We start from the raw sequence: 26,613 nt of genomic DNA, 5'->3' as shown, positions 1-26,613 counted from the left end.
GATGACGGCGTGTGGGGAGGCTGAAGCGAGTCGCTTAGGCGATCACGCCCATGATGTCCGACTCCTTCATGATGAGGAGTTCTTCGCCGTCGAGTTTGATCTCGGTGCCCGACCACTTGCCGAACAGAACCTTGTCGCCGACCTTGATGTCGATCGGGATCAGCTTGCCGGCTTCGTCGCGGCCACCAGGGCCCACGCCGACGACTTCGCCTTCAGACGGCTTTTCCTTGGCGCTGTCCGGGATGATGATGCCGCCCTTGGTCTTCTCGTCGGCGACGATGCGCTTGACGACGACGCGGTCGTGCAGCGGGCGGAATTTGGTCTTGGCCATGGGAGTGTCCCTTTAGGGTTTGCGATTTCGTTGCCATCTCGGAGGCGGGCGGGAAACCAGCCGGGACGCTCGGGGCGGCCGGCTCATTCCCTTAGCAATCGCGCTCCGGGAGTGCTAATTGAGCGTCCGGGAAATATGGCCAGACGCTTTTTGAGTCAAGCGAGGCCTTAAGGCCTTGGTGAGGCCAATATAGGATGATCTGGAAACCATAATGGAGAGTCGGCGTAATTCTGCCGACCTCATTGCGCCGTCAGGTGTTTTGCGCTTGGCTGCCGGGACGGGCAGCCGGGGAATTTGCTCTAGGGGATAATATGATCAGGTCACGCTACGCCCGCACGGTTGCCCATCTGGCGATCGTTTCAACTTTGGCGCTGTCATTGGGTGGGTGCGGCACGTCTGGTGGATTGGGCGGGTTCAGCTTTGGGAACTCGCAGCCGACACCGCCGCCGGAGCCCCCGCCGGCGCCGGAACTGCCAGCCTCGATCCGCTCGGAAGAACTCGTCGGCCGCTGGGGTCTGGCGTCCTACATGAATCCCAACGATCGCGTTCGCACCGAGAACGCCGCGCGCGGCCAGTGCAAGCAGCCCTATATCATCGGCCAGGGCGCCACCGGCGGGGTCATCATGCATCTTGCCGACGAGGCAACGCCGCAGGAACTGCGCCTCAAGGGCTCGCCGAGCGGCAAGAACTATATCGGCCCGCCCGGTCCCGCCGGTGGCGAGAAGGATCGCGAGATCGTCTCCTTCGACGGTCGGATTCTCGTCACGCGCTTCATCGACAAGGACGCTGCGGTTCGCTACGGCAACATGGTCTATGTCCGTTGCGCACCCAAGGCCTGACCTGACAAGGCCTGACCTGAGGCGTAAGGCGGGTCCCGCCACTCCCTTGAAGACGTGAACCCATGCACCGATTGCGCGACCTTGTTTTCGGACCGGGCCGCGCGGTCCTTGTGCTGGCATTCACCCAGATCCTGACCTGGGGCATCCTGATCTATCCACCGGTGCTGACCATGCCGCATGTCACGGCGGCGCATGGCTGGTCGCTGGCCTTCGGCATGGCGGGCTTTTCGCTGGGGCTGATCGTATCGGGCCTGCTGTCGCCGGTGGTTGGTGGATTGATCGACCGCCACGGCGGTAATGTCGTCATGGCATCGGGCGCATTGGCCGGTGCCTTGGGCCTCGCTCTATTTTCAGTAGCCGATCATCCCGCGACCTATCTGGCCTGCTGGCTGTTGCTCGGCGCTGCAATGTCTGCGTCGCTCTACGATCCCGCCTTCGCCACGCTGACGCGCATCTTCGGTGCCTCGGCGCGGCGGCAGATCACCTTCGTGACCTTTGCAGGTGGCTTCGCCTCGACGGTCGGCTGGCCGGCGACCCATCTTCTGCTTGAGGCTGTCGGCTGGCGCGGGACGTATCTGACCTTCGCAGCGATCTTCGCCTTTGTCGTTGCGCCGCTTCATGCTTTTGCATTGCCGCGCCACGTCGCCGTCGCGCCTCTGCCCGTGGCGGACGCCGTTGTCGTCCCCCAGCAGGCAACCCTGCGCCCGGAAGGCTGGCCGTTCATCCTGCTGGCGGCGGCGTTCTCGCTTTACAGCTTCATTCTGTCGGGCGTGACGTCGAACCTGCTGGCGCTGCTGGAGCGCGGCGGGCTCAGTGCTGCAACGGCAGTGACCATCGGTGCGATGTTCGGTCCGGCGCAAGTGGCATCGCGGTTGGCAGACTTCATGCTGGCGGGGCGCACCCATCCGCTGTGGATCGCGCGCGGGGCGGTGGTGCTGGTAGTATCGGCCTTCGCAATGCTGGCCTTTGCAGGGATTTCGTTTCCGCTGGCGGCCTTGTTCGCTATCGGCTTCGGCGCGGCCAATGGCGTCATGACCATCGCGCGCGGTGCGCTGCCGCTTCTGATGTTCGGTCCGGTCGGGTATGGGCGCGTCATCGGCCGTATCGCGCGGCCGGCTCTGTTCGTGCAGGCCTTTGCACCGTTCGTGGTGGCATCCGCGGTCGAGACGCTGTCGGACCGCACTGTACTGCTGCTCGGGACGGCGGGAGCGTTGATCGTACTGGTCTGCTTCGTGATGATAAAAACGCCGGGCGTTGCGGCCCGGCGTTAAGTCGTTTCTAACCTTGCGCGCAGGTTTCGGCGTTAGCCGAACAGCGCGTCGATATCGTCCTGCGAAGCGTGGCCGACGTCGCCGTCCAGCTTCGGGCCGTTGAGCAGCTTGTCGTCTTCGCTGCGGTCATCGACCTTGGCCGGCGCATGCGCCTTGATCTCATCGACGCCACCCCAGATGTCCATCATCGCAGTAATGCGGTTTTCGATGAACTTCATCGTGGTCATGACCTTGCTGATGCGCTGGCCGGTGAGGTCCTGGAAGTTACAGGCTTCGAAGATCGCGACGACGTTATCGCCGATCTCCTCCAGCATCTGCTTCTGCTGATCGGGTGAGGTCACCTTGCCGAGCGCTGTCGATGCATTATCGATGGCTTCGGCTGCTGCGAGAATCTGCTGCGTGGCTTCTTCGGTGCCGCCGACGACGGCGCCGAGTTCACCGTTGACCTTCGCCATTTCGTCGCCTTCGAAGCTCTTGCCGTGAAGAACTGCGATTTCCATCTTGGTGCGGGTAATGGCGTCGTGGATCAGATCGAGTTCGATCTTGAGCTTTTCGCACTGCTCGATCTGAGCGCGGTAGGTTGCGAGCAGAGCCTGTGCTTCCGCAACCTGCTGATCGGCGGCGGCGCCGACCTGATCTGTCACGGCGTTGCGGGCCGGCGCTCCCATCTGCGCGCGGATCGCGCGGAGCTCAGCCATGATTTCGCGATGCATTGGCATCGGCTCGCTGCTGCCCACCACTTCATTGGGCATAGGTGCAGTACCGAAAACTTCTTCAATGCGAAATCGCTTGCGACGAACAGACATCAGGTCCCCCAACGTTCAATCAATCCCCCGTTCGTATACCTATGAGTTTAACGTGAAGTTCACGCGGGAACATCGCACCGATAGCCGATAATCGCTGTGCAAACTGTTAGTTAACCATGGGGCTTTCGCGTTCATTCAAAATAAACGCTACCAAATAGAACTGCGCCGTTTGACGACGTGGTGAATCCAAACGGCGATTGTGTTTACCAAACCGAGGCGATTTTAACCTTAAGTCGGAGTGTGCAAAGCGCTTCTCAGGTGAGAACGCGCACGACGAAACAGTGCAGAGTACGTCGATGTTCAGAAAGTTCTCTCTCACGCTTCTTGCCAGCGCATCTTTCATCGCCGCTGGATCGCATCAGACGCTTGCGGTGGAAGCCGCGGCGCAGTTCGCCGAGCCTCCGGTGGTCTATGCGCAGCAGCCGCAGCGCCCGATGCAGCGCACGGCCTATGCCGAACGCTCGCGCATGGGCGGCGGCTTCATCGAGTTTCTGTTCAGCGATGGTCCGGCGCAGCAGGGCCAGCGTTATCAGCAACAGCCGGACTACTCTTACGAGCAGCGCCGCTCGCTGCTGCCGCCGATGGATCCGCAACAACGCGTCTATCGGCAGGAAGAGACGGCAGATCCCGCGCGTCCCACGCTCGATCCCAAGTATCAACCGCAGATGGTCGAATATCAGGGCAGCGAGAGCGCCGGCACCATCGTCGTCGATACGCCGAACAAGTTTCTGTTCCTGGTGCAGGGTGGCGGCAGGGCGATGCGCTACGGCATCGGCGTCGGCCGGCCGGGCTTCACCTGGTCCGGTGTAAAGACGATCACTGCGAAGAAGGAATGGCCGTCATGGACGCCGCCGAAGGAAATGCTGGCGCGCCGTCCTGATCTGCCGCGCTATATGGAAGGCGGTCCGGAAAATCCGCTCGGCGCACGCGCGATGTATCTTGGTTCGACCCTGTACCGTATTCACGGCTCCAACGAGCCATGGACAATCGGCACCAATGTTTCCTCAGGCTGCATCCGCATGCGCAACGAGGACGTCATCGATCTCTATGGCCGCGTCGGCGTCGGCGCCCGGGTTGTCGTGATCTGATTGATCTCCCGTCACATGAAAACGGCCGCTCGTGAGAGCGGCCGTTTTTGTGTTGCTGGTCTAAACGATCAGGCCAAATCGCTGTCGTCGGAATCCATATCCATGGCGTCGTAATCGCCCTCGTCCTGGTCTTGATCCTGGTCCTGATCGGCATCGGCCTGCGCCTGATCGAACGATCCGGCGCGGGAGCCGCTGGACGAACCGATATCATTGACGCCGGCCTGATTGCCGAGGCTGCCGCCGGACGAATCCGAACCGGAGCTCCACGGGCTCTTGCTCTCGCTGGCATTGGCGGCGTCGCCGAAACCTTGCTGATGGCTGCCGCCCATCATCGAACGGATGCTGCCGAGCAATAGTGAGCCACCGACCACGCCGGCTGCGGCCGCCGCTGCGGTACCCAGAAACGAACCGCCACCGCCAGCCTGAGGTTGCTGCTGGCCGAACTGTCCCGGCGCCTGACCTTGGCCATATCCGCCCTGACCATAGCCACCCTGTAGCTGTGGCTGGCCGATGACCTGCCCGGTGTTCCAGGCAGGACGGCTCGGCTCGGGCGGGCGAACGCTCGGCACGGAGCCGCGCGGCTGGTTCGGGCTCTGGCCCTGACCGAACAGGGCGTCCCGCATCGAATCGAGGAAACCGCCCTGAGCAGCCTGTTCGGGGGCGCCGTTGCCTTCCAGTTGCTGGATGCGCTCATGGGCGCGCTTCAGCGCTTCGTCCTGCAGCAATACGGTCTGCACCAGCGCATACAGCGCATTGGGGGCGCGGCGCTGGCCCTGCGCAATGGCGTCGAGCGCGTCTGGATCGCGTGGCGCGCCTTCGACCTTGCTGAGCCGGTCAAAGAGATCGTCAACCAGTTGGCGTTCTTGCGGTGTCATGGCGTCCTCTGTCTTCAAAGCGCGCTTGCTTTGCGCGCTGGAGATGTAGTGACGCTTTGTGTCGCAATAAGTGCCGCCTGGATTAAATTTAGTTATGCGACAAAACGACCGGCAGGCCTTGTCGTGCTTCCTCTTGTCATGCTTCCAGCGCGTAGCGTGCCAGATTGGCCTTCAGCATGTCGAGAATCTGATCCCGTGCCGGATCGCGGGTCCCTCTGACCCACGCCGCGGCGAGCGGAAGCCTGTTCATTGCCGCCATGCCTAGCGGCATATAGCGAACGCCGCGTGCGGGCATGCGGGAGGTCCAGCGTGGCACGATCGCCAGTCCGATTTCGGCGGCGACGAGATTGACGATGGTCTGCTTCTCGTCGGCGATCTGCACGACATTGGCCTGCAGCCCGGATTCCGCAAACAGCTTCATCGTCAGGTCGTGACTGTGCGGCCGCGACCGTCGCTCCGGCACGATCAGAGGCTCGTCGGCGATATCGGCGATCGTCAGATGCGTGCGCGACGCCAGCGGATGGCGCTCGGAGACGGCCACGACGGCTGTCTCGTGAAACAGAAACATGAATTCCAGCCGCTTGTCGGCACTCTCGGGCGGCCGGACAAAAGCGAGATCGAGCCGGCCCGACAGCAGGCGCGGCAGCAGCCGAATCGTCTTGTCTTCATCCAGCTTGATGGCAACGTCAGGGGCGCGTTCGCGAAGATCGTGAAGCAGCGCCGGCAGAAGCCCGGCGGCGGCGCTGTCGATTGCGCCGACGCGGATCGTGGCTGCACGGGCACGCACGCGTGCGCGGAAGGACGACGCAATCTGATCCGCGCGGGCGAGCAGGTCGCGTGCCTGTTTCAGAAACTCGACGCCGTCATCGGTCAGGGCAACGCTGCGCGTCGTGCGCGTCAGCAGGCGTGTGCCGAGATCGTCCTCGAGGAGGCGGATATAGCGGCCGAGTGCCGACGGCATCATCTCGAGCCGCTGCGCCGCGCGGCCGAAATGCAGTTCGTCCGCCGCCGTCACGAAACAGCGCAACTGGTGCAGATCCATCGGTGGTCCCTCTTCGTCATGCCCGGCCTTGTGCCGGGCATCCACGTCTTGGCCACACCGAAGAAAGGCGTGGATGGCCGGGACAGGCCCGGCCATGACAAGTACAAACCATTATATCATTTATTTGTATAAACAACCGCGATTGAGCCGGGAGCGGCTCGCCTGCAGGGTGGCGAGAGCCAGTTCAACCCAGCAGGGACCTCACCATGCGCGAATATTCCATCGCGGCCATTCCGGCCGACGGGATCGGACCCGAAGTCATCGCCGCCGGCACTCGTGTGCTCGACGCCCTGCAGAAACGGGTCGGCGACGTCACCTTCAATGTCGAGACCTTCGACTGGGGCTCTGCCTATTACCGCAAGCACGGCGTCATGATGCCGGCCGACGGCCTGCCGAAGCTGAAGAAGTTCGATGCCATCTATTTCGGTGCGGTGGGCGCGCCCGACGTGCCCGACCACATCACGCTGTGGGGCCTGCGGCTGCCGATCTGCCAGGGCTTCGACCAATACGCCAATGTGCGCCCGACCAAAATCCTGCCCGGCATCACCTCGCCACTGCGCGGTGTCGAAACCGGCGATCTCGACTGGGTGATCGTGCGCGAAAATTCCGAAGGCGAATATGCCGGCTGCGGCGGCCGCGTGCATCGCGGGCTGCCGGAGGAAGTCGGCACCGAAGTGTCGGTGTTCACCCGGGTCGGCGTGATCAGGATTATGCGCTACGCGTTCAAGCTCGCGCAGTCACGTCCGCGCAAACTCCTCACCGTGGTCACCAAGTCGAATGCCCAGCGCCACGGCATGGTGATGTGGGATGAGATTGCCGACGAAGTGTCGAAGGACTTCCCTGACGTCACCTGGGACAAGATGCTGGTCGATGCCATGACCGTGCGCATGACGCTGAAGCCGCAGAGCCTCGACACCATCGTCGCGACCAACCTTCACGCTGACATTCTCTCTGACCTCGCCGGCGCGCTGGCCGGCAGCCTCGGCGTTGCGCCGACGGCGAATATCGATCCGGAGCGCCGCTTTCCCTCGATGTTCGAGCCGATCCACGGCTCGGCCTTCGACATCACCGGCAAGGGGATCGCCAATCCTGTGGCCAGCTTCTGGACTGCGGCACAGATGCTCGATCACCTTGGCGAACCCGATGCGTCCGCGCGGTTAATGCGTGCGGTGGAGAAGGTCTGCGAAGCCGGCATCATCACGCCGGATGTCGGTGGCAAGGCCACGACGAAAGAAGTGACCGACGCCGTGGTGGACGCGATCCATAGTTCGAATGTCTGACGCGATTTCCGAACGCCCCGGCCTCACCGGGGCGTTCGCCTTCAATAAATCAAAACAATATTCAGGGAGGATCTCATGAAAGCCACAGCTACACTTGCGTTTGCGATTACGCTGGCAAGCTCCGCTGCCTTCGCGCAGGGCTATCCCAACAGGCCGATCACCATGCTGGTGCCGTTCGCGGCCGGGGGGGCCACCGACACCGTCGCGCGCGTCACCGCTGCGACAATGTCGAAGATCCTCGGCCAGACCATCATCATCGAAAACGCCACAGGCGCCGGCGGCACCATCGCGGCCGCCCGCGCGGCCCGCGCCGAGCCGGACGGCTACACGATCCTGATCCATCACATCGGAATTTCTACGGCTGCGACGCTGTATCGCAAACTGCCTTACGACACCAAGACCGCCTTCGCGCCGATCGGCCTCGTCACCAATGCGCCGATGACCATCATCTCCAGGCCGAACCTGCCGCCGAACACGCTCGCCGAGCTGATCACCTATATCAAAGCCAACGGCGACAAGATGACCTTCGGCAATGCCGGCCTCGGCGCGGCCTCGCAGCTCTGCGGCCTGATGTTCATGAATGCCATCGACAAGCAGATCTTGTCAGTGCCCTACAAGGGCAACGGCCCCGTCATGAACGACCTGATCGCCGGCCAGATCGATCTCACTTGTGATCAGACTACCAACACCACCGGCCCGATCGCAGCCAAGCTGGTGAAGAGCTACGCCATCACGACGAAGACGCGCCTGTCGTCGATGCCGGACCTGCCCACCGCCGACGAAGCCGGCCTGAAGGGGTTCGAGGCCGGCGCCTGGCACGGCATCTATGCGCCGAAGGGCACGCTGGATGACATCGTGCAGAAGCTGGCGAAGACGCTGCAGGAATCGCTGCGCGATCCCGAGCTGATCAAGCGCTTCAACGACATCAACACCGATCCGGTGCCCCAGGATCAGGCGACGCCGCAGGCATTGAAGAAGCAGCTCGACAGCGAGGTCGATCGCTGGGCGCCGATCATCAAGGCGAGCGGGCAGTTCGCGGACTAGCGCGCCAGCGTGACGTTGTTTGCCACCAGCAATTGCGCGAAGGCATCGCTAGCCAGATACTGATATTCGCGCTCGCGCTGGTCGGTGAACGGATCAAGGTCGATCAGGATTTCATCGACATGACCCGGGTGGCACATCACGAGCCCGCCATCCGGAAGGTCGTTGAGGAAACCGGCCATGAGCGCGCCGAAGTCGGCGTGCTTCGTGAAATCGTAGGCGCCGGCGAAGCCCGGATTGAACGTCACGCCGGCGCGCGTCGCACGTCGGCGGAACGTGGCGCTGAGCGTGTCGAGCAGCAGCGCCTTGGGATTATCGAGGCGTTGGCCTAACGGCAGCACACGGCCGGATTGGCGGACCCAGGCCTTCGGCGCATTTTTCTTCACTGCGGCGAGGAGTGCATCGCGCACCTGCGGGAAGGTCTGCACGTGCTGGTGTCCGTCGACATAGTCGGGGGCGCGCCCGAACAGGGTCACAAACTTCGCGATCTGCGTAGTCAGTTCGGTTTCGATGGCTTCGCGATCAAGTTTTCGCAACAGGCTGAAGCGCAGCATCTTGCCGAGCGGCAGAAACAGTTCATCGAGCAGCGGCCGGTAGTGCATCGTCAGCGGATGAAACGGGGCGGTCAGTGTCGCGTGGAGCCCGATCTCGCAATTCGGCTTCTTGGCGACGGCGTCCTGCAACGCACTCACGTCATCGCGCAAAATCGCTGGACCGACCACCATCACGGATGTGGCGTTGAGGCGTCCAAGCGCAATGAGTTCGCGGATGCCCTGATTGACGCCGGGGCTGATGCCGTAATCGTCGGCGCAGAGTGTGATGCGGCGCAGGGCTGCGCCGGTCATTCGGCAGCGGTCCGGTCGGTGGTTTGCCCCACGCTATCGGGAGTGTTGCGCTTCACGCTGTGCTCGGCGACGAAATAGATCGGCCGCGCTTTCAGCTCAGACAGGATCTTGCCGATATATTCGCCGAGCACGCCGATCATGATCAGCTGCACGCCGCCGAGGGTCATCAGGCCGACGACCAGCGATGGATAGCCCGGTACCGACTTGCCCGACACCCATGTCTCCCACAGGATCGACAGACCGAACAGAAACGCGCCGAAGGCGAGCAGCAGACCGAGCAGGCTGGCGAACCGCAAAGGCGCCACCGAGAACGAGGTCAGGCCTTCGATCGACAGGCCGATCAGTTGCTTGGGATTGAAAGACGTCACGCCATGTTCGCGTGCGGCCGGTTCATAGTCGACGCGGAGCTGGCGGAAGCCGATCCAGGTGGCCAGTCCCTTGAAGAACCGGTTGCGCTCCGGCAGTTGGCGCAGCGCCGCCGCGGCACGCGGTGACAGCAAACGGAAATCGCCGGCGTCTTCCGGGATTTTCTGCCGCGCGCCCCAGTTGATCAGCGCATAGAAGCCGCGCACGGCCTGGCGGCGCAGGAAGGACTCGTTGTCGCGATGCGCCTTGGCGGTATAGACGACGTCATAGCCTTCGACGATCCAGTGGCGCACCAGCTGTTCGACCAGCGACGGTGGATGCTGGCCATCGCCATCCATGAACAGCACCGCGCCCTTGGTGACATGGTCGAGCCCCGCCATCAGCGCGGCTTCCTTGCCGAAATTGCGCGACAGCGACACGACCTGAACGTCGAGCGACGTCGCTTGGAGGCTGCGCGCAACCGCCAGCGTGCCATCGGCGCTGCCGTCATCGATATAGACGACTTCGCAGGCGAGGCCGTGGCGTTCTTTCAGTGTAGTCGCAAGCTCGGCCAGCCGCTCGTGAAACAAAGCAAGGCCGGGCGCCTCGTTGTAAACAGGCACAACGATCGACAGGCCTTGTGCCGCGGCGGTCGCGGCATCGGTCGATAGGCTCGATACGTCGCTGCCCAGCATCATCGATCAGATTCCGATATCCAAAATATACTCATGAATCATATGGTAATCAGCCGGTGCGTCCGCCAGCAAGGCGAAACGCTGTGCTGCGCGTTACTGCCGCAAGAACGCCTCAAGTTTGGCGAACAGCGGATTCTCGCGATCCATCACATAGTCGAGCGAGGCGACCGAGACGGTATCTGCGCCGTTGGCACGCAGGAAGCTGCTCAGCGCGTAAAGCTGCGCCGGCGGGCAGTGCAGCGTGATCATGCCCGACGAGGTCGGGCCGCCGAACGGCGACACCACGCCGAAACGGTTATGAGCCTCGGTGAGGAGCGCCTGATTGCAGCCGGCGAAGCGGGTGCGCACTTCCTTATATTTGCTGGCGCGGGCGCGCGCGGCAATGTGGTCGAGAATGATGCGCGCGGTTTCCAGAGACTGCGGCGACCAGTCGGCGGCGCGCGAGGCGACAAGATTGGCCTGGCTGCGCAGGATGACGCCGTCATCGAGTACCTTGAGGCCGTTGGCGACGAGGGTCGCGCCGGTGGTGGTGATGTCGACGATCAGTTCGGCGGTGCCGGTGGCCGGTGCGCCTTCGGTGGCGCCGGCGCTTTCGACGATGCGATAGTCGACCACGCCGTGGGACGCGAAGAAGTTGCGCGTCAGGTTGATATACTTCGTGGCGACGCGCATGCGGCGATTGTGCTGCGCGCGGAAGCCGGTGGTGACGTCGTCGAGATCGGCCATGGTGCGGACGTCGATCCAGGCCTGCGGCACGGCAACGACCACATTGGCGCTGCCGAAGCCGAGACCTTCGATCAAGGCGACCTTCTTGTCGGCGTCCGGGATGCTTTCACGCAGCAGATCTTCGCCGGTGATGCCGAGATGCACGGCACCGCGCGCCAGGTTCGAGGCGATCTCGCTGGCCGAGAGATAGGCGATTTCGACATTGTCGAAGCCGGCGATGGTGCCGCGGTAATCGCGCACGCCGCCCGGCTTCGCCAGCGTCAGGCCGGCGCGGGTGAAGAAGGCTTCGGCGTTTTCCTGCAGCCGTCCCTTGGACGGAACGGCGAGGACGAATGGTGCGGTCATGACGCGCTCCCGGAAACGAGCGCCGAGGAGGCGTGTTGGGTCAAGGTTTCGATCCAGACCGAGAAACCAACCGCGGGGATTGGCGTGGCGGAGCCGAGCTGCGTCAGCAGTCCGTCATAGCGTCCGCCGGCTACCAGCGGCTCGGTGCCATTGCCCTTGCGGTGCAGTTCGAATTCGAAGCCGGTGTAGTAGTCGACTCCGCGGCCGAATGACGTCGAGAAACGCGTCTTGGTGGTATCGATACCGCGCGCCGCCATGAAGCCGATGCGGCTTTCAAATTCGTCGATGGCGGCCGTGATGTTGAGTTTGGCATCGGAGGCGAGCTTGCGCAGTTGCTGCAAGGCATCGTCGGGATCGCCTGAGATAGCGAGGAAGCGCTTGATCAGCACCAGCGCATCGCGCGGCAGTGCGCCGCCTTTCAGCGTCGACTGTTCGAGGAAGCGATCGGCGATCTCAGCCACCGAACGTCCGCCGACATTGGTGGCACCGGCGATGGACATCAGGTCGGTGACCAGTGCCAGCGCCGCCTTGCGGTCGGAGCCGGCCAGCGCGGCGAGCACGCCTTCATATTCGTTGCGCACCGGCGATTCCGCGAGGGTCAGCCGGTCGAGATCGTGGGTCAGGCTGATCTTGCGGTTGAAGTCCTTCATCAGCCGGCGCTTCCACACCGGATAGAGGTCGAGCGCCTCGATCAGCGCCGCGAACAGTGCGACGTCGCCGGTGCGGATTTCGATATCGCTGAGGCCGAAGGCGGCCGTCGCTTCGAGGCCGAGCGCCAGCATTTCGGCGTCGGCGGCTGCGCGGTCCTGACGGCCGAAGGATTCGATGCCGGCTTGCTGGAATTCGCTGGGCGTGCCCTGCCGATAGCGGAACACCGGGCCGAGATAGCTGAAGCCCGCGGGCTGGCCGGCCTGCGGTGAGGCGAGATAGTCGCGCGCCACGGGGATCGTGAGATCCGGCCGCAGGCACAGCTCTTCGCCCGACGCGTCGGTCGTCAGATACAGGCTCTTGCGGATGTCTTCGCCGGACATATCGAGGAACGGATCGGCCGGCTGCAGGATCGCCGGCTCGGCATGGGCGTAGCCGGCCTCGGCAAACGACAACAGCAGCGCATCCGCCCAGGCGGCGGATCCGGTCGCGCGAGGGGCGGCGGGTTTGGTCATCTCGAAGTCCAGCAATCTCAACAGAGTGGTCGTTGGCGCAGCCCATAGCATGGCGGTTGCGACGTTTCGACCACCATCGCCCGGCGGCCTTAATGTCGGGTCATGGCAGTGGGCTATTTGCCTACTTGGTTACCATTCCAGTCACCAAGGGCCGTTTGCACCAGCGCCAGAGCGGCCACCGCCGCCGTATCGGCCCGCATGATCCGCGGGCCCAGCGCCAGCCGGAGAATATTAGCCTGTTTCAGCAGCAAAGCCCGTTCCTCGTCGGCAAAGCCGCCCTCCGGACCGATCAACACGTCGATTCCGGCGGAGGCGGCCGTCCGGGCGCCCGTCAGCGCGGTCACGGGATCGGCCACCTCGGCGGCCTCATCGCAGAAGATCAGCAGCCGTTTGGCATCCCGCTGATCGAGATATTTGGGCAGGTTCAGCGGCTCGGCGACAGCGGCCACGCTCAGAATTCCGCATTGTTCGGCCGCCTCGACCACATTGGCGCGCATCCGCTCGGTATTCACCCGGCTGGCTTGGGTAAAGCGCGTCATCACCGGCTGCAGCGCTGCCGCGCCCATTTCGATGGCCTTCTGCACCATGTAATCGAGCCGGGCATGTTTCAGCGGCGCGAACACGTAGGTCACATCGGGCAGGCGGTCCTGCGGCCGGACCTGGGTCAGCAGGGTCAGGCGGTCTGCCCGCTTGCCGCCGGAAATGGCAGCCTGCCATTCGCCATCCTTGCCGTTGAACACCAGCACCGAGGCGCCGGAGCCTAGCCGCAGCACATTGCCGAGGTAATTGCTCTGGTTGCGGTCGAGCGAAATGGTCGCGTCGGCTGCAAAAGGCGCATCGACAAACAGGCGGGGACTGCGGAAATCGGCTTGCGGCATCGTTCATGTTCCATTCAGAGGGCGAGCTTTAGCCCAACTGCGACGAATTATCATGCGGGAACGCGGGTTTGCGCCGTGCTGCCGCCCGAATCCGCGTGCTCTTGGTGGGTTGTTAAGGCTTGGCAGGAATCGTAGAAAGTCCTGAATCAGGATGGGCTTCGCCCCCGATCAATCGGGGCACTGAGCTGCCGGAGGAATATCTGTGATCATCCGTCGTTTGATTGTGCCGCTGTCCATGGCCCTATTCGCCATGCAGGCTATCGAAGTTCACGCCCAGGGCGCGTTTCCCGCGCCGCTGCCGGGCAACAGCTCGGCTGCGCCTGCGAGTTCGTCGCCGTTCCCGCCGGTGAACGGCGCGCCTGCCAGCGCATCGCCATTTCCGCCGGTCAATGGTGCAGCGGCTGCGCCCAGCGCGTTTCCCTCCAATGGCGCCGCGCCAATCGGTGGCGGCGGCTTCGGCGCTCCTCCGCAGCAGCAGGCAGGTCCGCCCGGCGGCGAAGATTGCATGAAGGGCTTTCTGCCCCTGCGCCAGGACGCCGAAAAGAAGGGCGCTGCCATCAAGGCTGCGAGCGAACGCCGCGCGCCTCCGGACGAGGCCTGCAAGCTGATCACCTCTTTCTCGCAGACCGAAGTCAAGATGATCAAATACATCGAGGCGAATGCGCAGAAGTGCGGCATCCCGCCCAATGTCGGCGAACAGATGAAGACCGGCCACAAGAACACCGAAGGCATGCGGCAGAAGGTCTGCAGCGTCGCGCAGCAACAACGGGGTGGTGGTGGTGGCGGCCCGGCGGCTGCGCCGCGTCTGAGCGATGTACTCGGCTCGTCGGCATCGCTGCCGGAAGCGAACAATGCGCGCAAGAGCGGCGGCACCACCTTCGATACGCTGAACGGCAACGTGCTCACCCGATGATCGGGTGGCAGATCATTCTGTTCCGATGAGCGACGCGGCCGCCCGCGTTGCGGATGCGACCGGCAACTGGGTCGATCGCTCGGCGCCGTTGTGGTCGCGGCCCTATCTGCGGCTGTCGCGCTTCGACCGTCCGATCGGCTCATGGTTGCTGCTGATGCCATGCTGGTGGTCGGCGGCGCTCGCCTCCGGCATGGCGCATGATATTCATCAACTGCCCAAGATGATCGCGCTGTTCTTCATCGGCGCCTTCGTCATGCGCGGTGCCGGCTGCACCTGGAACGACATCACCGATCGCGACCTCGACGCGAAGGTGGAGCGCACGCGCTCGCGGCCGATTCCGGCTGGGCAGGTTACGGCGAAACAGGCTTTTGCATTTCTGGTGCTGCAGGCACTGATCGGCCTTGTGGTGTTGCTGCAGTTCAACACTTTCGCCATCGCTACCGGCATCGCCTCGCTTGGCATCGTTGCCGCCTATCCTTTCATGAAGCGCGTTACCTACTGGCCGCAGAGCGTGCTGGGTCTTGCCTTCTCATGGGGCGCGCTGATGGGCTTCGCCGTGGTGTTCGGCCGCATCGATGCGACGGCGCTGCTGCTCTATGCCGGTTCGATCTGCTGGGTGATCGCCTATGATACCCTCTATGCCCACCAGGACACCGAGGACGACGCGCTGATCGGCGTGAAGTCGACCGCGCTGTTGTTTGGGGAGCGCACTCAAGCCGCGCTGACGCTGTTCTACGGGCTTGCCGTGTTGCTGATCGGAGTGGCGCTGTTGTTGGCAGGCGCACGCTGGCCGGCATGGCTTGGCCTCGCGGCATTCGCGGTGCATCTGGCCTGGCAGGTCGCACGCACCGATATCAGCGACTCCGCGCTGTGCCTGCGGCTGTTCAAATCCAACCGCGACGCGGGGCTGCTGCTGTTTGCAGGATTGCTCGTGGATGCCATCATGCGGGCGGCGTAATCGCGCCGTCTGAAGCACTGGTGGACCACAGAGATGGACGTCGCACAGCTCAAGACACTCATCCACGTGGCCGAACTGGGAAGCCTGAGCAAGGCCGCCGATCGCCTGCGCATCGCGCAGCCAGCCCTGAGCCGGCAAATCAGACTGCTGGAAAAAGAACTTGGCGCCGTGCTGTTCGAACGGCACGGGCGCGGCATGGTCATCACCGAGATCGGCCGCGAAGTTCTCAACCACGCGACCCGCGTGATGACCGAGCTCGATGCCATCCGCAATGTCACATCCGAAGAGAGCGCGTCGTTCAAGGGGCTCGTCTCCATCGGCACGACGCCGACCGTGGCCGAGATCGTCACCGTTCCCCTGGTGAAGAAGATCAAGGAGGTGCATCCGCAGCTCTCGATCCGGCTGTCATCGGCTTTCACCGGGCATCTGCTCGACTGGCTGCAGCGCGGCGAACTCGAGCTCGCGGTGTCCTACGATCCGCAGCCGCTGCGTTCACTGCGCATCGTGCCGGTAATGATGGAGAACCTGCTATTCGTCAGCGCCGGTAGCAAGGGATTGCGCATGGATCGGCCCGTTCCGTTCGCGGCGCTGGCCCATGAAGAACTTGTTCTGCCCAGTCTGCGCCACGGACTGCGCGGGATCATGGAGGAATGCGCGCGGCAGGCGGGCATCCAACTGCGTGGCAGTGTCGAAGCGGACTCCTTCGGTGCGATGATCGATCTCGTGCGCAACGGTGTTGGCTCGACGGCTTTGCCGCTTGCGCCGATCCATGCGCTGGTCGAGAGCGGCGTGCTGTGCGCGGCGCCGCTGGTCAATCCCACGCCGGCGCGCAAGCTGGTGCTGGCCTATCCGGCAGACCGCTCGGTCAGCGCGGCGGCGCGCTTCGTCGGCGATACATTCACGGAGATCGCGGCCGATCTCGTGGCCCGGAATATCTGGGTCGGCCACATGATCGATCCCGAGAAAACGTAGCTGCGTCGCACCATTCGCGCGCTGTCGCGTGCTGCAACGCCAGAGATCAAATCTCGGCATATCTCATCAAGCAAATCTGTATGCGTTGCGCGGTCTGCTTTGGGCTAAGCGTGAGTCAGCGCTATGCTGCAAGCAACGGAGACTGGAATGTCAGACGCAGGGCCCATGCCCGGTTCACAGGTGGATTGGCGACACGACGTATTCCGCATCCTGAAGGAGGCCGACGTCAAGCACATCGTCTATGTGCCCGATGCCGGCCATTCCACGGCGATCCGTCTCGCTGACGAAGACAATGCAATCAATTCCGTGGTGCTGACCACCGAGGAAGAAGGCATCGGCTATCTCGCGGGCGCCTGGCTCGGCGGCGAGCGCGGTGCGCTGTTGATGCAGTCCAGTGGTGTCGGCAATTGTATCAACACGCTGGCGCTGCAGGCCTGCACGCGCTTCCCGCTTCTGATGGTCGTGACCATGCGCGGCGACTGGGCCGAGTTCAATGCGTGGCAGAATCCGATGGGGCAGGCGACCGAGAAGGCGCTCAACCTGATGGGCGTGCTGACCTGGCGCGCCGATGAGCCGCAGGATGTAGCACCGCTGTTGCATGGCGCCGCATCGATGGCATTCAATGGCGATGCAGCCTGTGCATTGCTCCTGGGGCAGCGTTTGATCGGAGAGAAGCAGTGGGTCAAGTAAACGCAACCGGCGCGCTCGATCGCCGCGAGGTCGTGCAGAAGCTGCTGGCCGGCCGCAAGGATCTGCTTGTGGTGACCGGTTTGGGCTCACCGTCCTATGACGTGATGGCTGCCGGCGATCACGACAACAACTACTATCTCTGGGCTGCGATGGGCAGCGCGGCCATGGTCGGCCTTGGGCTTGCGACGGCGAAGCCCGACCATTCGGTGCTGGTCATCACCGGCGATGGCGAGATGCTGATGGGCATGGGCGGACTTGCCACCATCGCTACGCGCAAACCTGCCAATCTCACCATCGCGATTCTCGATAATGGGCATTTCGGCGAAACCGGCATGCAGGTCAGCCACGCCGGGCTTGGCGTCAATCTCGATCGCGTGGCGCAAGCCTGCGGCTTCGGTTGGACGCGCGAGATTCACGATATGGCTGGCGTGGACGATCTGCGCACTCGCCTGTCGTCGCGCGATGGCGTCAAACTCGCGACCATCAAGGTGAAGGCGGAAAACCCGCCGCGCGTGCTGCCGCCGCGCGATGGTGTCTATGTGAAGAACCGCTTCCGCGCTGCGCTCGGACACGCACCGCTCTGAACCAACGGATGGGCGCTCATCCCTATGGATGCGGCGCCCTTCCGACGATCGCTAGGAGACCCAATGCTGGAAAACCAGTGTGGGAAACAAAAATCATCAAGGGTAGGGAAACAATGGCGAGCAAGATCACGCGCCGCACGTTCTGCCGCTCGGCAGCCGTCGCGGCGTCCAGCATGATGATTCCTGGCACCCATGCCTGGGCGCAGGCGGAATTGCCAAAAGGTCCGATCACGCTGGTCGTGCCTTTCGCCGCAGGCGGGGCCACCGACATCGTCAGCCGCCATGTCGCCAAGAAGGTCTCCGATCAGCTCGGGCAGACCATCCTCATTGAAAATGTCGGCGGCGCGGGCGGTGTGGTCGGTGCCACGCGGGTCGCGCGCGCGAAACCCGACGGGCTGACGCTGCTGATGGGCACGATCTCCACCCACACGATCAATCCTCTGATGGCGAAGGTGCCGCCCTACGATCCCGTCAAGGATTTCACGGCGATCTCGATGCTGGTCACGGTGCCCAATGTGTTGATGGTGTCCAAGCAGGTGCAAGCGACCACCGTCAAGGAACTCATCGCACTGCTCAAGGCCGATCCGAGCAAATACAGCTATGGATCGTCCGGTGTGGGGACGCCGCCGAATCTGTCGGGAGAACTATTCAAGGTGCAGGCGGGCGTGAGGATGGAGCACGTGCCCTATCGCGGCGGTGCGCCGGCCATGAACGACCTGATGGGTGGACAGATCCCGGTTCTGTTCGACGTGCTCAGCGGCGCGGCGCCGTTCATCAAGGCGGGCTCGATCCGCACACTGGCCGTCACGACCAAGAAGCGGTCGCCATCATTCCCGGACATTCCGACCGTTGCCGAGTCAGGCCTGCCTGATTACGAGACCTATACATGGAACGCGGTGTTCGGCCCGCCCGGCATGGCGCCGGCGCTGGCCGAGCGATTGAGTTCGGAGTTCCGCAAGGCCGTGGCCGATCCGGACGTGGCGAAGCAATTGCGCGAGCTGAGCGGCGATCCGGTGGGCTCGACCGGTCCTGAGCTTGAGGCGCAGGTCAAAGCCGAGGGCGTGAAGTGGGGCCCGATCATTCAGGCCGCGGGTCTGAAGGCTGAGTAGCTCTGCGGAAGGATAGCGTGTTGACGTCTCTGAAAGTTGATCCTGCCGCATTTCTTGCTGCCGTGGCCGCAGTTATTGGCGGCAAATATGTGCGCACTGGTGCGGATGCCGACTCCTATCAGCAAGACTGGCGCGCGCGTTATCGCGGGGCTGCTGTCGCTGTAGCCCTGCCGGGAAGTACGGAGGAAGTTGCAGCACTGATGAGCGTCTGCCGCAACTTCGGTGTGGCCGTCGTGCCGCAAGCCGGCAATACCGGGCTCACCGGCGGAGCGATCGCACCGGACGAATTGGACTGCCTGATCGTCAATGTCTCGCGGCTCAACCGCGTGCGTCATCTCGATCCGCTCAACAATGCGGTGATGCTGGAAGCCGGCTGCATTCTGGCGGATGTGCGTGCACTGGCAGACCAGCACGACCGGCAATTTCCCGTGCTGCTCGGCAGCGTCGGCAGTTGCGAGATCGGCGGGCTGATCTCCACCAATGCCGGCGGCACCGGTGTGCTGCGCTATGGCAATATGCGCGAACAGGTGCTCGGGCTCGAAGTCGTGCTGGCAGACGGTCGTGTCTGGAATGGCCTCAAGGCGCTGCGCAAGGACAATACCGGCTACGACCTGAAACAGCTTTTTATCGGCGCCGAGGGCACGCTCGGCATCGTCACTGCCGCCGTGCTGAAACTGTATCCGAAGCTCGTCGTTTCGGCGACGGCAATGGTGTCGATGGACGAGGTCGGCCAAGCGATTGCGCTATTGCAGTATCTGCAGCGCACCACAGGCGGGCGTGTCGAGGCCTTTGAACTGATGTCGCAGAACCAATTGCAGATCGTGCTGCGCCATGGTTCTGCGAGCGGCAGTCCGATGGCAGATGAAGCACCGTGGTATGTGCTGCTCGAACTGGCTGACAGCGCCGCGGACTGGAATGCCGTGGAAAGCCTCGAGACGGCACTGGCCGCAGCGATGGAGGACGGGCTCATCGGCGATGCGGTGATCGCCACCGATCAGGCCAAGGCTGACCGAATCTGGAACCTGCGCCACACGATTTCGGAATCCAACAAGCGCGAAGGCTTCACGGTGTCGAACGATACGTCGGTGCCGATCTCGGCGCTGCCGGAATTCATCGACCGCGTCACGCGTCGGCTGCAGCGCGAGCTGCCGAATGCGCAGGTCGCCCATTGCGGCCATGTCGGTGATGGTAATGTCCATGTGATCGTTGTGTTTCCCTACGACATCGGCGATGCGCAGGTGCGCGAGGCTGCGGCGCACGAGGCCAACACCATCGTGCATCAGGAAAGCGTGGCTTGTGGCGGCAGCATCAGCGCCGAGCACGGCATCGGCCGCATGCATATCGACCGGCTGCCGCTCTACACGTCGGAGGTCGAGCTCGATCTGATGCGGCGGGTGAAGCTTGCGCTCGATCCCGACCGGATCATGAATCCGGAGAAGGTGCTGCGGTTGCCTTGAGTGAAGCGGCAGGAGGTTCCTGCCTGTCTCATTAATGTCGCGCGATGATCTCGCGCTCGCCCTTGTACATGCCGGCTTCGCCGAGCAACGCGCCTGGACGACGACGCACCAGGAATTTCGGGCGGCGCTCGCGAATCGCATTGCGGCGACGGCGGCGCTGCGACGGTTCGTAGGTCTTCTCTTCGGGCAATTGCGGAAGTGCGAAGATCTCGCTCCACATCTGCCAGGCCATGTCGATTTCCTCGCGATCGGAACTGACCAGCAATGGAATCGATAGCGATGGATCGCGATGCGCGAGCATCAGCATCTTGCCGTCGTCGAGACCGCGCAGGGTGACGCCGAGAAAATCGCTGACGCGCACATTGATCGCCATGCGCATGCCGCTGACGGCGCGATGCAGGACAACGCGGGTACGGTGCAGTTCGATATGGCGGATCGCTCCGTCGGCGCGGGTATCATGCGCCTCGAAACGAACCGGAAGTGAATGGGGATCGAGCCGCAATGCGCTGCTCGATCCCGGGGCATGGGCCCCACCTGTCGCTGTTTGATGCCTCACGGCTTTTTATCTCCCCGCCGAAATTATGCTTTCGGTCGATGGGGAGAGCTTGCCAGAGCCGGTTCGGAATCGGCTTAAAAAGGCTGGTTAATCGAATCCGACTGCCCTTCATGATTGACAGAAGCTTGGCAGACATGATTGACGAGTCGTTGCGAAAGCCCTGAAATTCTTTCCTTTTCGGCACGGCAAATGCTTGAAGTCCCTGCGAAATAGGCACATCTCTAACAGCGGCCATCACCGCTTCGGACCGGTCGAAAATCGTCTCTCAACGTTGGGATTTTGTTCGTGAATTCTTCACCAAACGCGTCGTCGTCCGCCTCCACGAAATCCGACAATTCCGATCTGCTCGACCAGTCCGCGCTTTCGGTGCTGGCACAGCGTCTCGTCGAGGCTGCAAGGAAGGCCGGCGCGGATGCCGCGGATGCGGTCGCGGTGCGCGGTGTGTCGCATGGCGTCGAAGTGCGTGACGGCAAGGTCGAAGCCTCCGAGCGTTCGGAAGGCGACGACATGGGATTGCGCGTATTCGTTGGTCGCCGTCAGGCGGTGATCTCCACCAATGACATGTCCGGCGACAATGTCGCACAATTGGCCGAACGTGCTGTCGCGATGGCGCGCGTCGCACCCGATGATCAATATGTCGGCCTTGCGGACCCAGCGCTGCTTGCGCGCGACTTTGCAAATCTCGATCTGCTCGATCCCGTCGTGCCGTCGGTGAACGAACTCGAACGACGCGCAGTGGAAGCCGAAGCGGCGGCACTCGCGGTGAAGGGGGTGACCAAGTCGGGCGGTGCATCCGCCTCGACCGGCATCGGCGGCATGGTGCTGGTGACCTCCACCGGATTCCACGGCTCCTATCTGCGATCGAGCCAGGGCGTGTCGATGACCGCGATCGTCGGCGACGGCACCAAGATGGAGCGCGACTACGCCTTCACCTCGGCGCTGCATGCATCCGACCTGGAGTCGCCGGCCAGCGTCGGCAAACTCGCGGGCGAGCGCACGGTGGCGCGGGCCAATCCGCGCAAAGTGCCGACCTGCAAGGTGCCGGTGGTGTACGATCCGCGCGTCTCGAATTCGCTGGTCGGTCATGTCATCGGCGCCGCCAATGGCGCGTCCGTCGCGCGCAAGACCACGTTCCTCAAGGACAGTCTCGGCAAGCAGCTGTTCACCAGCAATATCCGCATCATCGACGATCCCCTGCGCGTGCGCGGCCTGCGCTCGCAGTCCTTCGATGCCGAAGGCGTTGCGACGAAGCAGCAGGCCATCATCGATGGCGGCGTGCTGACCACCTGGCTGCTGGATTGCGCGACCGCGCGCGAACTCGGCATGACCACGACAGGCCACGCGCATCGCGGCGTGTCGTCGTCACCATCGCCCGGCGCGTATAACCTGCACATGGAAGCGGGCGACGTGAGCCCCGAAGACCTGATCGCCGATATCAAGGAAGGCTTTTACGTCACCGATCTGATCGGTTCGGGCGTCAATGGCGTGACCGGCGACTACAGCCGCGGTGCCGGCGGATTCTGGATCGAAAACGGCAAGCTGACCTACGCCGTCAGCGAGATCACCATCGCCGGCCATCTGTTCGAGATCTTCAAGTCGATGACACCTGCGAACGACCTCACTTTCAAATACGGCGTCAACGCGCCGACCGTGCGCGTCGAGGGACTGACGATTGCCGGACGCTGATCTCGATACAGACAAACGGCTCGCGCAAGATGTTGCCCTGATGGCGGACACAGTGCGGGCCGCCGGCGAGCTCGGCCTCGCAATGTTCGGTACAGAACTCAGGAAATGGACCAAGGGCGAATCCTCCCCCGTCTCCGAAGCGGATATCGCCCTCAACGATCTGATCGAGAAGCGGCTTCGCGCGGCGACGCCGGATTATGGCTGGCTCTCGGAGGAAAGCGCCGATGACGAGTCCCGTCTCGGCAAGCGCCTGACCTGGATCATCGATCCCATCGACGGCACCCGCAGTTATCTCGCCGGTCGCGAGGATTGGTGTGTCTGTGTCGCGCTGGTCGAGGACGCCCGGCCGGTGATGGCCGCGGTATTTGCGCCATCCACAGATGAATTTTTTCTGGCGATCCGCGGGCAGGGCACCACCTGCAATGGCGTTCCGGTTCGGGCTACGACCGGTTCCGCAATGGACTTTTCGCGCGTGGCGGGCCCGAAGCCTCTGGTCGAGCGGATGGTCCATCCCCGGCAGGACATTACCCTCTATCCGCGAATCGGCTCGCTGGCGCTGCGCTTGTGCTGGATCGCCAATGGCCGGCTGGATGCAGCCTTTGCCGGGGGGCAGAGCCGGGACTGGGATCTGGCCGCCGCGGATTTGATCGTGCACGAAGCGAATGGTAGAATGACCGAGCTTTCGGGCGATCCCATCCTCTATAATCGCCGGGAAGTCACGCACGGGTTGCTGGTGGCAGCGGGGGCCGATCGCCATGCTTACATCGTCGAGCAATTCCAGAACCGCCGGGTTTAACCGGCAGCACCACTATCTTTGACTTATCGGATCGCAGCCGGCCGCTGCAGGAACAGGATTCATGTCGGACACACCACAGCAACTGCTTCATCTGGTCATTGGCGGCGAACTCACTGATCTGAAAGGGACAACCTTCAAGGACCTCAGCCAGGTTGAAGTGGTGGGCGTTTATCCGAATTACGCGTCGGCATTCGTGGCCTGGAAGGCGAAGGCGCAGCAGACCGTCGACAACGCCCATATGCGTTACTTCATCGTCCATCTCCATCGGTTGCTCGATCCCGGCCAAGACGCGAAGCCGACCGCTTGAAACGACTGCTCCGAAACACGCTGCGCAGCAGCTGGGTTCAGCGCGCCGCGGGGTTTCTCGCGGCCGAATTTTTGCGTCTGGTCTGGAAGACCAACAAATTCACCTTCGATCCCGTCGATGTCTATGACATCGTCGAGCCGCAGATGCCGGTCATTCTGGCGTTCTGGCATGGCCAACACTTCATGACGCCGTTCATCCGGCAGAAGGACTATCGCGGCGCGGTGCTGATCTCGAAGCATCGCGACGGCGAGTTCAATGCGCTGGCTGCCGAGCGCCTTGGCATCGCCACCGTCCGCGGCTCCGGCGATCATGGCGGCGCGTTTCATCGCAAGGGCGGCGTCGGTGCGTTCAAGGAAATGGTGCGGGTGCTGGAGCGCGGTATCAATATGGCGCTGACCGCCGACGTGCCGAAGCGCTCGCGTGTCGCCGGCATGGGCATCATCATGCTGGCACGCGAAAGCGGCCGGCCGATCATGCCGTTTGCCATGGCCACCAGCCGCTACGTCCAGCTCAACAACTGGGACCGCACGACGATCAATCTGCCGTTCGGTCGGGGCGCGCTGGTCGGCGGTGAACCGCTGAGCGTTCCTGCGGATGCCGACGCTGCCACCATGGAGGCGCTGCGCCTGCAGCTCGAGGCCACGCTGAACGAGGCCACGCAACGTGCCTATGACGCGGTAGGTCGGCCGGAAGGTGCGGGTCGTGCCTAACGCGCTGCCGCTCACGCTGCGCGCCTATCGCAGATTGTCGGCGGCGCTTGCGCCGCTTGCGCCGTTCCTGATCAAGCGGCGGCTGAAACAAAACAAGGAAGATCCCGCCCGCCTCGACGAGCGTCGCGGCATTTCGCAGATCGAGCGTCCCACCGGGCCGCTGGTCTGGATTCACGGCGCCAGCGTCGGCGAAGTGCTGGCCGCAGCGGCCTTGATCGAGCGGTTGCGCGCGCTGGGCATGCGCATCCTGTTGACGTCGGGAACGGTGACCTCGGCCGAGATCATTGCCAAGCGCTTTCCGACCGATATCATCCATCAATACATCCCCTATGACTCACCGCGCTTCGTGGCGCGCTTCCTCGATCACTGGAAGCCGAGTCTGGCGCTGTTCATCGAGAGCGATCTCTGGCCGAACCTCATCATCTCCGCCGCCAAGCGTCGGCTGCCGATGGTGTTGATCAATGCGCGCATGTCGCAGCGTTCGTTCCCGCGCTGGCAGAAATTCTCGGCAACCATCGGCGCTTTGCTCGGCCGTTTCGAGATCTGCCTGGCGCAGTCCGAAACCGACGCCGAGCGTTTCAGCGCATTGGGGTCGCGCAGCGTCGTCGTGACAGGCAATCTGAAGCTCGATGTGCAGGCGCCGCCCGGTGACGCCGTGAAGCTCGACAAGCTCATGGCGGTGACGCGTGGTCGCCCCATCATCGTCGCATCATCGACGCATCCCGGCGAAGAGGAGATCATCCTCGAGACCCACAAGACGCTGACCAGCTTCTTCCCGAAATTGCTAACGGTCATCGTGCCGCGCCACGCTCATCGCGGCGCAGATATCGCGCAGATGATCACGGTGGCAGGTGCGCAGGTCGCCTTGCGCTCGCGCGAGGAATTGCCGCATGCAGGCACTGATATTTACGTGGCCGACACCATGGGCGAACTCGGCCTGTTCTATCGCCTGTCGCCGGTGGTGTTCATGGGCGGTTCGCTGGTGCCGCATGGCGGGCAGAATCCGATTGAAGCCGTGAAGCTCGGTGCATCCGTGGTGCATGGCCCGCACGTCTTCAATTTCACCGATGTCTATGAGGCGCTCGATGGCGCCGGCGGCGCGAAGCTCGCGGACTCCTCGGAGCAAATGGTGAAACAGCTCGGCCAGATGCTCGGCAACGAGGCGGCACGCAATGCCGCGATCGAGGCCGGGCATCGCGTGGTTGAACGGCTTAGCGGTGCGCTCGACCGTACGCTGCATGCGCTGGAGCCCTATTTGATGCAGCTCCGGCTCGAAGCGGGAGCGCAGGATGCGTGAGCCCGCGTTCTGGCGGCCGCCATCGACATGGCTGTCGCGCCTGCTGATGCCGCTTGGCGCCATCTACGGCGAAGTCGCAGGCAGCCGCATGGCGCGCAAGGGCGTCGATGTCGGCATTCCCGTTCTTTGCGTCGGCAATTATCACGTCGGCGGTGCCGGCAAGACACCGACGACTTTGGCACTGGTACACGTGCTGCGCGATCTCGGCGAGACGCCGGTGGTGCTCAGTCGCGGTTATGGCGGCAGACTGCGTGGACCGGTGAAAGTCGATCCGTCGAGACATGTGGCAGCAGATGTCGGCGACGAACCGCTGATGATGGCACGGCAGGTGCCGGTGGTGATTTCCGGGGATCGCGTTGCGGGCGCAGCGCTGGCGCGCTCGACCGGTGCCAGTGTGATCGTGATGGATGACGGTTTCCAGAATCCGGCCATCGCCAAGGATGCATCGTTCATTGTGATCGACAGCAATCGCGGTCTCGGCAACGGCCGTGTGCTGCCTGCAGGACCTTTGCGCGCGCCGCTCGATCTGCAGATCGCACGCACCGATGCGCTCGTGGTGATCGGCGATGGTGTTGCGGCGACGGGCGTGGCGGCGCTGGTCGCGGGCAAGGGTGGTCCGGTGTTGACGGCGCGCCTCGTGCCGGACGAGGCGTCAGTGGCGGCTCTGCGCGGCAAGCGCGTGCTGGCCTTTGCGGGAATCGGCGATCCCCAACGCTTCTTCCGCACGTTGCGTCATGCAGACGTGGACGTGGCTGTGGAGAAAGCTTTCGCCGATCACCACCCGTATGCGCCCGGTGAGATCGATGCGCTGGCCCTGCAAGCGAAGCGTGATGGGCTCACGCTGGTGACGACCGAGAAGGACATCGTCAAGCTCAGCAGCATGCCGGCCGCGGCGGAGATCGTGCCATTCGCCGTCACGCTGGCCTTCGAGGACAAGGCGGCGCTGCAGGCTTTCGTGATCGAACGGCTCAATCAGGCAAGAGTGAAGACGCTCAGAACGTAAGGTGG

General features: G+C 63.3%; 28 protein-coding genes. 18 read left to right on the top strand and 10 right to left on the bottom strand.

What is annotated here, in order from left to right; genetic code table 11:
• Positions 1-34: 34 nt before the first annotated feature.
• Complete coding sequence (locus tag AB8A38_RS13785; RefSeq protein ID WP_089261928.1) at positions 35-331, bottom strand: co-chaperone GroES; 297 nt, start codon at positions 329-331, stop codon at positions 35-37.
• A gap of 311 nt (positions 332-642) precedes the next feature.
• On the opposite strand from AB8A38_RS13785, the gene AB8A38_RS13780 reads away from it, so the two are divergent.
• Positions 643-1,170, top strand: coding sequence for a hypothetical protein (locus AB8A38_RS13780; protein WP_068733601.1), 528 nt, complete (start codon positions 643-645; stop codon positions 1,168-1,170).
• 62 nt (positions 1,171-1,232) lie between these two features.
• Positions 1,233-2,441, top strand: coding sequence for an MFS transporter (locus tag AB8A38_RS13775; RefSeq protein WP_315840767.1), 1,209 nt, complete (start codon positions 1,233-1,235; stop codon positions 2,439-2,441).
• Positions 2,442-2,473: 32 nt separating this feature from the next.
• Here AB8A38_RS13775 and AB8A38_RS13770 read toward each other — a convergent pair whose 3' ends face one another.
• A complete protein-coding gene (locus AB8A38_RS13770) occupies positions 2,474-3,247 on the bottom strand; it encodes a protein phosphatase CheZ (RefSeq protein WP_089261924.1) in 774 nt (257 codons plus the stop codon).
• Positions 3,248-3,543: 296 nt separating this feature from the next.
• Here AB8A38_RS13770 and AB8A38_RS13765 point away from each other — a divergent pair, with 296 nt between their 5' ends.
• Positions 3,544-4,335: a L,D-transpeptidase gene (locus AB8A38_RS13765; protein ID WP_315840768.1), complete on the top strand. Its 792-nt coding sequence runs from the start codon at positions 3,544-3,546 to the stop codon at positions 4,333-4,335.
• A gap of 68 nt (positions 4,336-4,403) precedes the next feature.
• On the opposite strand, the gene AB8A38_RS13760 is transcribed toward AB8A38_RS13765, so the two are convergent.
• Together AB8A38_RS13760 and AB8A38_RS13755 are read right to left on the bottom strand one after the other, a co-directional pair.
• Complete coding sequence (locus AB8A38_RS13760; RefSeq protein ID WP_315840769.1) at positions 4,404-5,210, bottom strand: DUF2076 domain-containing protein; 807 nt, start codon at positions 5,208-5,210, stop codon at positions 4,404-4,406.
• A gap of 136 nt (positions 5,211-5,346) precedes the next feature.
• Positions 5,347-6,252, bottom strand: a complete 906-nt coding sequence (locus tag AB8A38_RS13755) for a LysR family transcriptional regulator (protein ID WP_315840770.1) — start codon at positions 6,250-6,252, stop codon at positions 5,347-5,349.
• A gap of 206 nt (positions 6,253-6,458) precedes the next feature.
• Between AB8A38_RS13755 and AB8A38_RS13750 the strand changes: the two genes are divergently transcribed.
• Positions 6,459-7,532 (top strand): tartrate dehydrogenase, encoded by a 1,074-nt coding sequence (locus AB8A38_RS13750; protein ID WP_315840771.1) that lies wholly within the window; start codon positions 6,459-6,461, stop codon positions 7,530-7,532.
• Positions 7,533-7,607: 75 nt separating this feature from the next.
• On the top strand, positions 7,608-8,576 hold the full coding sequence (locus AB8A38_RS13745; protein WP_439086324.1) for a tripartite tricarboxylate transporter substrate-binding protein: 969 nt from the start codon (positions 7,608-7,610) through the stop codon (positions 8,574-8,576).
• Here AB8A38_RS13745 and AB8A38_RS13740 read toward each other — a convergent pair.
• The 5 genes from AB8A38_RS13740 to AB8A38_RS13720 all read right to left on the bottom strand — a co-directional run bounded on the left by AB8A38_RS13740 (position 8,573) and on the right by AB8A38_RS13720 (position 13,570).
• Positions 8,573-9,418 carry a ChbG/HpnK family deacetylase gene (locus AB8A38_RS13740; RefSeq protein WP_315840773.1) on the bottom strand — a complete coding sequence of 282 codons (846 nt, stop codon included), beginning with the start codon at positions 9,416-9,418 and terminating at the stop codon, positions 8,573-8,575. The two genes, AB8A38_RS13745 and AB8A38_RS13740, sit on opposite strands and share 4 nt — an antisense overlap.
• The gene (locus tag AB8A38_RS13735) at positions 9,415-10,461 is read right to left on the bottom strand and encodes a glycosyltransferase family 2 protein (protein ID WP_315840774.1); all 1,047 of its coding nucleotides are present in this window, start codon (positions 10,459-10,461) and stop codon (positions 9,415-9,417) included. Before AB8A38_RS13735 ends, AB8A38_RS13740 begins: the two co-directional genes overlap by 4 nt.
• A 90-nt stretch (positions 10,462-10,551) precedes the next feature.
• Entirely contained in the window at positions 10,552-11,529 is a 978-nt protein-coding gene (hisG, locus tag AB8A38_RS13730; RefSeq protein ID WP_315840775.1) for an ATP phosphoribosyltransferase, read from the bottom strand.
• A complete protein-coding gene (locus tag AB8A38_RS13725) occupies positions 11,526-12,692 on the bottom strand; it encodes an ATP phosphoribosyltransferase regulatory subunit (RefSeq protein ID WP_315840776.1) in 1,167 nt (388 codons plus the stop codon). The genes hisG and AB8A38_RS13725 overlap by 4 nt, the downstream gene beginning before the upstream one ends.
• A 113-nt stretch (positions 12,693-12,805) precedes the next feature.
• Positions 12,806-13,570 carry a 16S rRNA (uracil(1498)-N(3))-methyltransferase gene (locus AB8A38_RS13720; protein WP_315840777.1) on the bottom strand — a complete coding sequence of 255 codons (765 nt, stop codon included), beginning with the start codon at positions 13,568-13,570 and terminating at the stop codon, positions 12,806-12,808.
• Between the two features lie 205 nt (positions 13,571-13,775).
• Between AB8A38_RS13720 and AB8A38_RS13715 the strand changes: the two genes are divergently transcribed.
• The 7 genes from AB8A38_RS13715 to AB8A38_RS13685 all read left to right on the top strand — a co-directional run bounded on the left by AB8A38_RS13715 (position 13,776) and on the right by AB8A38_RS13685 (position 20,253).
• Positions 13,776-14,483 carry a hypothetical protein gene (locus AB8A38_RS13715; protein ID WP_315844340.1) on the top strand — a complete coding sequence of 236 codons (708 nt, stop codon included), beginning with the start codon at positions 13,776-13,778 and terminating at the stop codon, positions 14,481-14,483.
• Between the two features lie 25 nt (positions 14,484-14,508).
• Positions 14,509-15,441 (top strand): 4-hydroxybenzoate octaprenyltransferase, encoded by a 933-nt coding sequence (ubiA, locus tag AB8A38_RS13710; RefSeq protein WP_315840778.1) that lies wholly within the window; start codon positions 14,509-14,511, stop codon positions 15,439-15,441.
• A gap of 33 nt (positions 15,442-15,474) precedes the next feature.
• Entirely contained in the window at positions 15,475-16,413 is a 939-nt protein-coding gene (locus AB8A38_RS13705) for a LysR substrate-binding domain-containing protein (RefSeq protein WP_439086323.1), read from the top strand.
• Positions 16,414-16,560: 147 nt separating this feature from the next.
• Positions 16,561-17,103 carry a thiamine pyrophosphate-binding protein gene (locus AB8A38_RS13700; protein WP_315840780.1) on the top strand — a complete coding sequence of 181 codons (543 nt, stop codon included), beginning with the start codon at positions 16,561-16,563 and terminating at the stop codon, positions 17,101-17,103.
• Complete coding sequence (locus AB8A38_RS13695) at positions 17,091-17,687, top strand: thiamine pyrophosphate-dependent enzyme (RefSeq protein WP_439086322.1); 597 nt, start codon at positions 17,091-17,093, stop codon at positions 17,685-17,687. The genes AB8A38_RS13700 and AB8A38_RS13695 overlap by 13 nt, the downstream gene beginning before the upstream one ends.
• 113 nt (positions 17,688-17,800) lie before the next feature.
• Positions 17,801-18,796 (top strand): Bug family tripartite tricarboxylate transporter substrate binding protein, encoded by a 996-nt coding sequence (locus AB8A38_RS13690; RefSeq protein ID WP_439086321.1) that lies wholly within the window; start codon positions 17,801-17,803, stop codon positions 18,794-18,796.
• Positions 18,797-18,816: 20 nt separating this feature from the next.
• Entirely contained in the window at positions 18,817-20,253 is a 1,437-nt protein-coding gene (locus AB8A38_RS13685; protein WP_439086320.1) for an FAD-binding oxidoreductase, read from the top strand.
• Between the two features lie 31 nt (positions 20,254-20,284).
• Here AB8A38_RS13685 and AB8A38_RS13680 read toward each other — a convergent pair whose 3' ends face one another.
• Positions 20,285-20,809, bottom strand: a complete 525-nt coding sequence (locus AB8A38_RS13680) for a DUF6101 family protein (protein WP_315840784.1) — start codon at positions 20,807-20,809, stop codon at positions 20,285-20,287.
• 285 nt (positions 20,810-21,094) lie between these two features.
• Between AB8A38_RS13680 and AB8A38_RS13675 the strand changes: the two genes are divergently transcribed.
• The 6 genes from AB8A38_RS13675 to lpxK all read left to right on the top strand — a co-directional run bounded on the left by AB8A38_RS13675 (position 21,095) and on the right by lpxK (position 26,608).
• Positions 21,095-22,495 carry a TldD/PmbA family protein gene (locus AB8A38_RS13675; protein ID WP_439086319.1) on the top strand — a complete coding sequence of 467 codons (1,401 nt, stop codon included), beginning with the start codon at positions 21,095-21,097 and terminating at the stop codon, positions 22,493-22,495.
• Positions 22,482-23,291: a 3'(2'),5'-bisphosphate nucleotidase CysQ gene (locus AB8A38_RS13670; protein ID WP_439086318.1), complete on the top strand. Its 810-nt coding sequence runs from the start codon at positions 22,482-22,484 to the stop codon at positions 23,289-23,291. Before AB8A38_RS13675 ends, AB8A38_RS13670 begins: the two co-directional genes overlap by 14 nt.
• A gap of 61 nt (positions 23,292-23,352) precedes the next feature.
• Positions 23,353-23,598, top strand: a complete 246-nt coding sequence (locus tag AB8A38_RS13665) for a DUF4170 domain-containing protein (protein ID WP_439086317.1) — start codon at positions 23,353-23,355, stop codon at positions 23,596-23,598.
• Positions 23,595-24,308, top strand: a complete 714-nt coding sequence (locus tag AB8A38_RS13660; RefSeq protein ID WP_439086316.1) for a lysophospholipid acyltransferase family protein — start codon at positions 23,595-23,597, stop codon at positions 24,306-24,308. Before AB8A38_RS13665 ends, AB8A38_RS13660 begins: the two co-directional genes overlap by 4 nt.
• Positions 24,301-25,605 (top strand): 3-deoxy-D-manno-octulosonic acid transferase, encoded by a 1,305-nt coding sequence (locus AB8A38_RS13655; protein ID WP_439086315.1) that lies wholly within the window; start codon positions 24,301-24,303, stop codon positions 25,603-25,605. The genes AB8A38_RS13660 and AB8A38_RS13655 overlap by 8 nt, the downstream gene beginning before the upstream one ends.
• On the top strand, positions 25,598-26,608 hold the full coding sequence (gene lpxK, locus AB8A38_RS13650; protein WP_439086314.1) for a tetraacyldisaccharide 4'-kinase: 1,011 nt from the start codon (positions 25,598-25,600) through the stop codon (positions 26,606-26,608). The genes AB8A38_RS13655 and lpxK overlap by 8 nt, the downstream gene beginning before the upstream one ends.
• Positions 26,609-26,613 lie beyond the last annotated feature (5 nt).

Origin of the sequence: Tardiphaga sp. 839_C3_N1_4 (assembly GCF_051811045.1) — a bacterium.
Classification (GTDB): domain Bacteria; phylum Pseudomonadota; class Alphaproteobacteria; order Rhizobiales; family Xanthobacteraceae; genus Tardiphaga.
This window is presented reverse-complemented; position numbering and strand designations above follow the sequence as displayed.

Coding starts and splice junctions, on each gene's coding strand:
- AB8A38_RS13785 (WP_089261928.1), bottom strand. CDS start 331: ATGGCCAAGACCAAATTCCGCCCGCTGCACGACCGCGTCGTCGTCAAG.
- AB8A38_RS13780 (WP_068733601.1), top strand. CDS start 643: ATGATCAGGTCACGCTACGCCCGCACGGTTGCCCATCTGGCGATCGTT.
- AB8A38_RS13775 (WP_315840767.1), top strand. CDS start 1,233: ATGCACCGATTGCGCGACCTTGTTTTCGGACCGGGCCGCGCGGTCCTT.
- AB8A38_RS13770 (WP_089261924.1), bottom strand. CDS start 3,247: ATGTCTGTTCGTCGCAAGCGATTTCGCATTGAAGAAGTTTTCGGTACT.
- AB8A38_RS13765 (WP_315840768.1), top strand. CDS start 3,544: ATGTTCAGAAAGTTCTCTCTCACGCTTCTTGCCAGCGCATCTTTCATC.
- AB8A38_RS13760 (WP_315840769.1), bottom strand. CDS start 5,210: ATGACACCGCAAGAACGCCAACTGGTTGACGATCTCTTTGACCGGCTC.
- AB8A38_RS13755 (WP_315840770.1), bottom strand. CDS start 6,252: ATGGATCTGCACCAGTTGCGCTGTTTCGTGACGGCGGCGGACGAACTG.
- AB8A38_RS13750 (WP_315840771.1), top strand. CDS start 6,459: ATGCGCGAATATTCCATCGCGGCCATTCCGGCCGACGGGATCGGACCC.
- AB8A38_RS13745 (WP_439086324.1), top strand. CDS start 7,608: ATGAAAGCCACAGCTACACTTGCGTTTGCGATTACGCTGGCAAGCTCC.
- AB8A38_RS13740 (WP_315840773.1), bottom strand. CDS start 9,418: ATGACCGGCGCAGCCCTGCGCCGCATCACACTCTGCGCCGACGATTAC.
- AB8A38_RS13735 (WP_315840774.1), bottom strand. CDS start 10,461: ATGATGCTGGGCAGCGACGTATCGAGCCTATCGACCGATGCCGCGACC.
- hisG (WP_315840775.1), bottom strand. CDS start 11,529: ATGACCGCACCATTCGTCCTCGCCGTTCCGTCCAAGGGACGGCTGCAG.
- AB8A38_RS13725 (WP_315840776.1), bottom strand. CDS start 12,692: ATGACCAAACCCGCCGCCCCTCGCGCGACCGGATCCGCCGCCTGGGCG.
- AB8A38_RS13720 (WP_315840777.1), bottom strand. CDS start 13,570: ATGCCGCAAGCCGATTTCCGCAGTCCCCGCCTGTTTGTCGATGCGCCT.
- ubiA (WP_315840778.1), top strand. CDS start 14,509: ATGAGCGACGCGGCCGCCCGCGTTGCGGATGCGACCGGCAACTGGGTC.
- AB8A38_RS13705 (WP_439086323.1), top strand. CDS start 15,475: ATGGACGTCGCACAGCTCAAGACACTCATCCACGTGGCCGAACTGGGA.
- AB8A38_RS13700 (WP_315840780.1), top strand. CDS start 16,561: ATGTCAGACGCAGGGCCCATGCCCGGTTCACAGGTGGATTGGCGACAC.
- AB8A38_RS13690 (WP_439086321.1), top strand. CDS start 17,801: ATGGCGAGCAAGATCACGCGCCGCACGTTCTGCCGCTCGGCAGCCGTC.
- AB8A38_RS13665 (WP_439086317.1), top strand. CDS start 23,353: ATGTCGGACACACCACAGCAACTGCTTCATCTGGTCATTGGCGGCGAA.
- lpxK (WP_439086314.1), top strand. CDS start 25,598: ATGCGTGAGCCCGCGTTCTGGCGGCCGCCATCGACATGGCTGTCGCGC.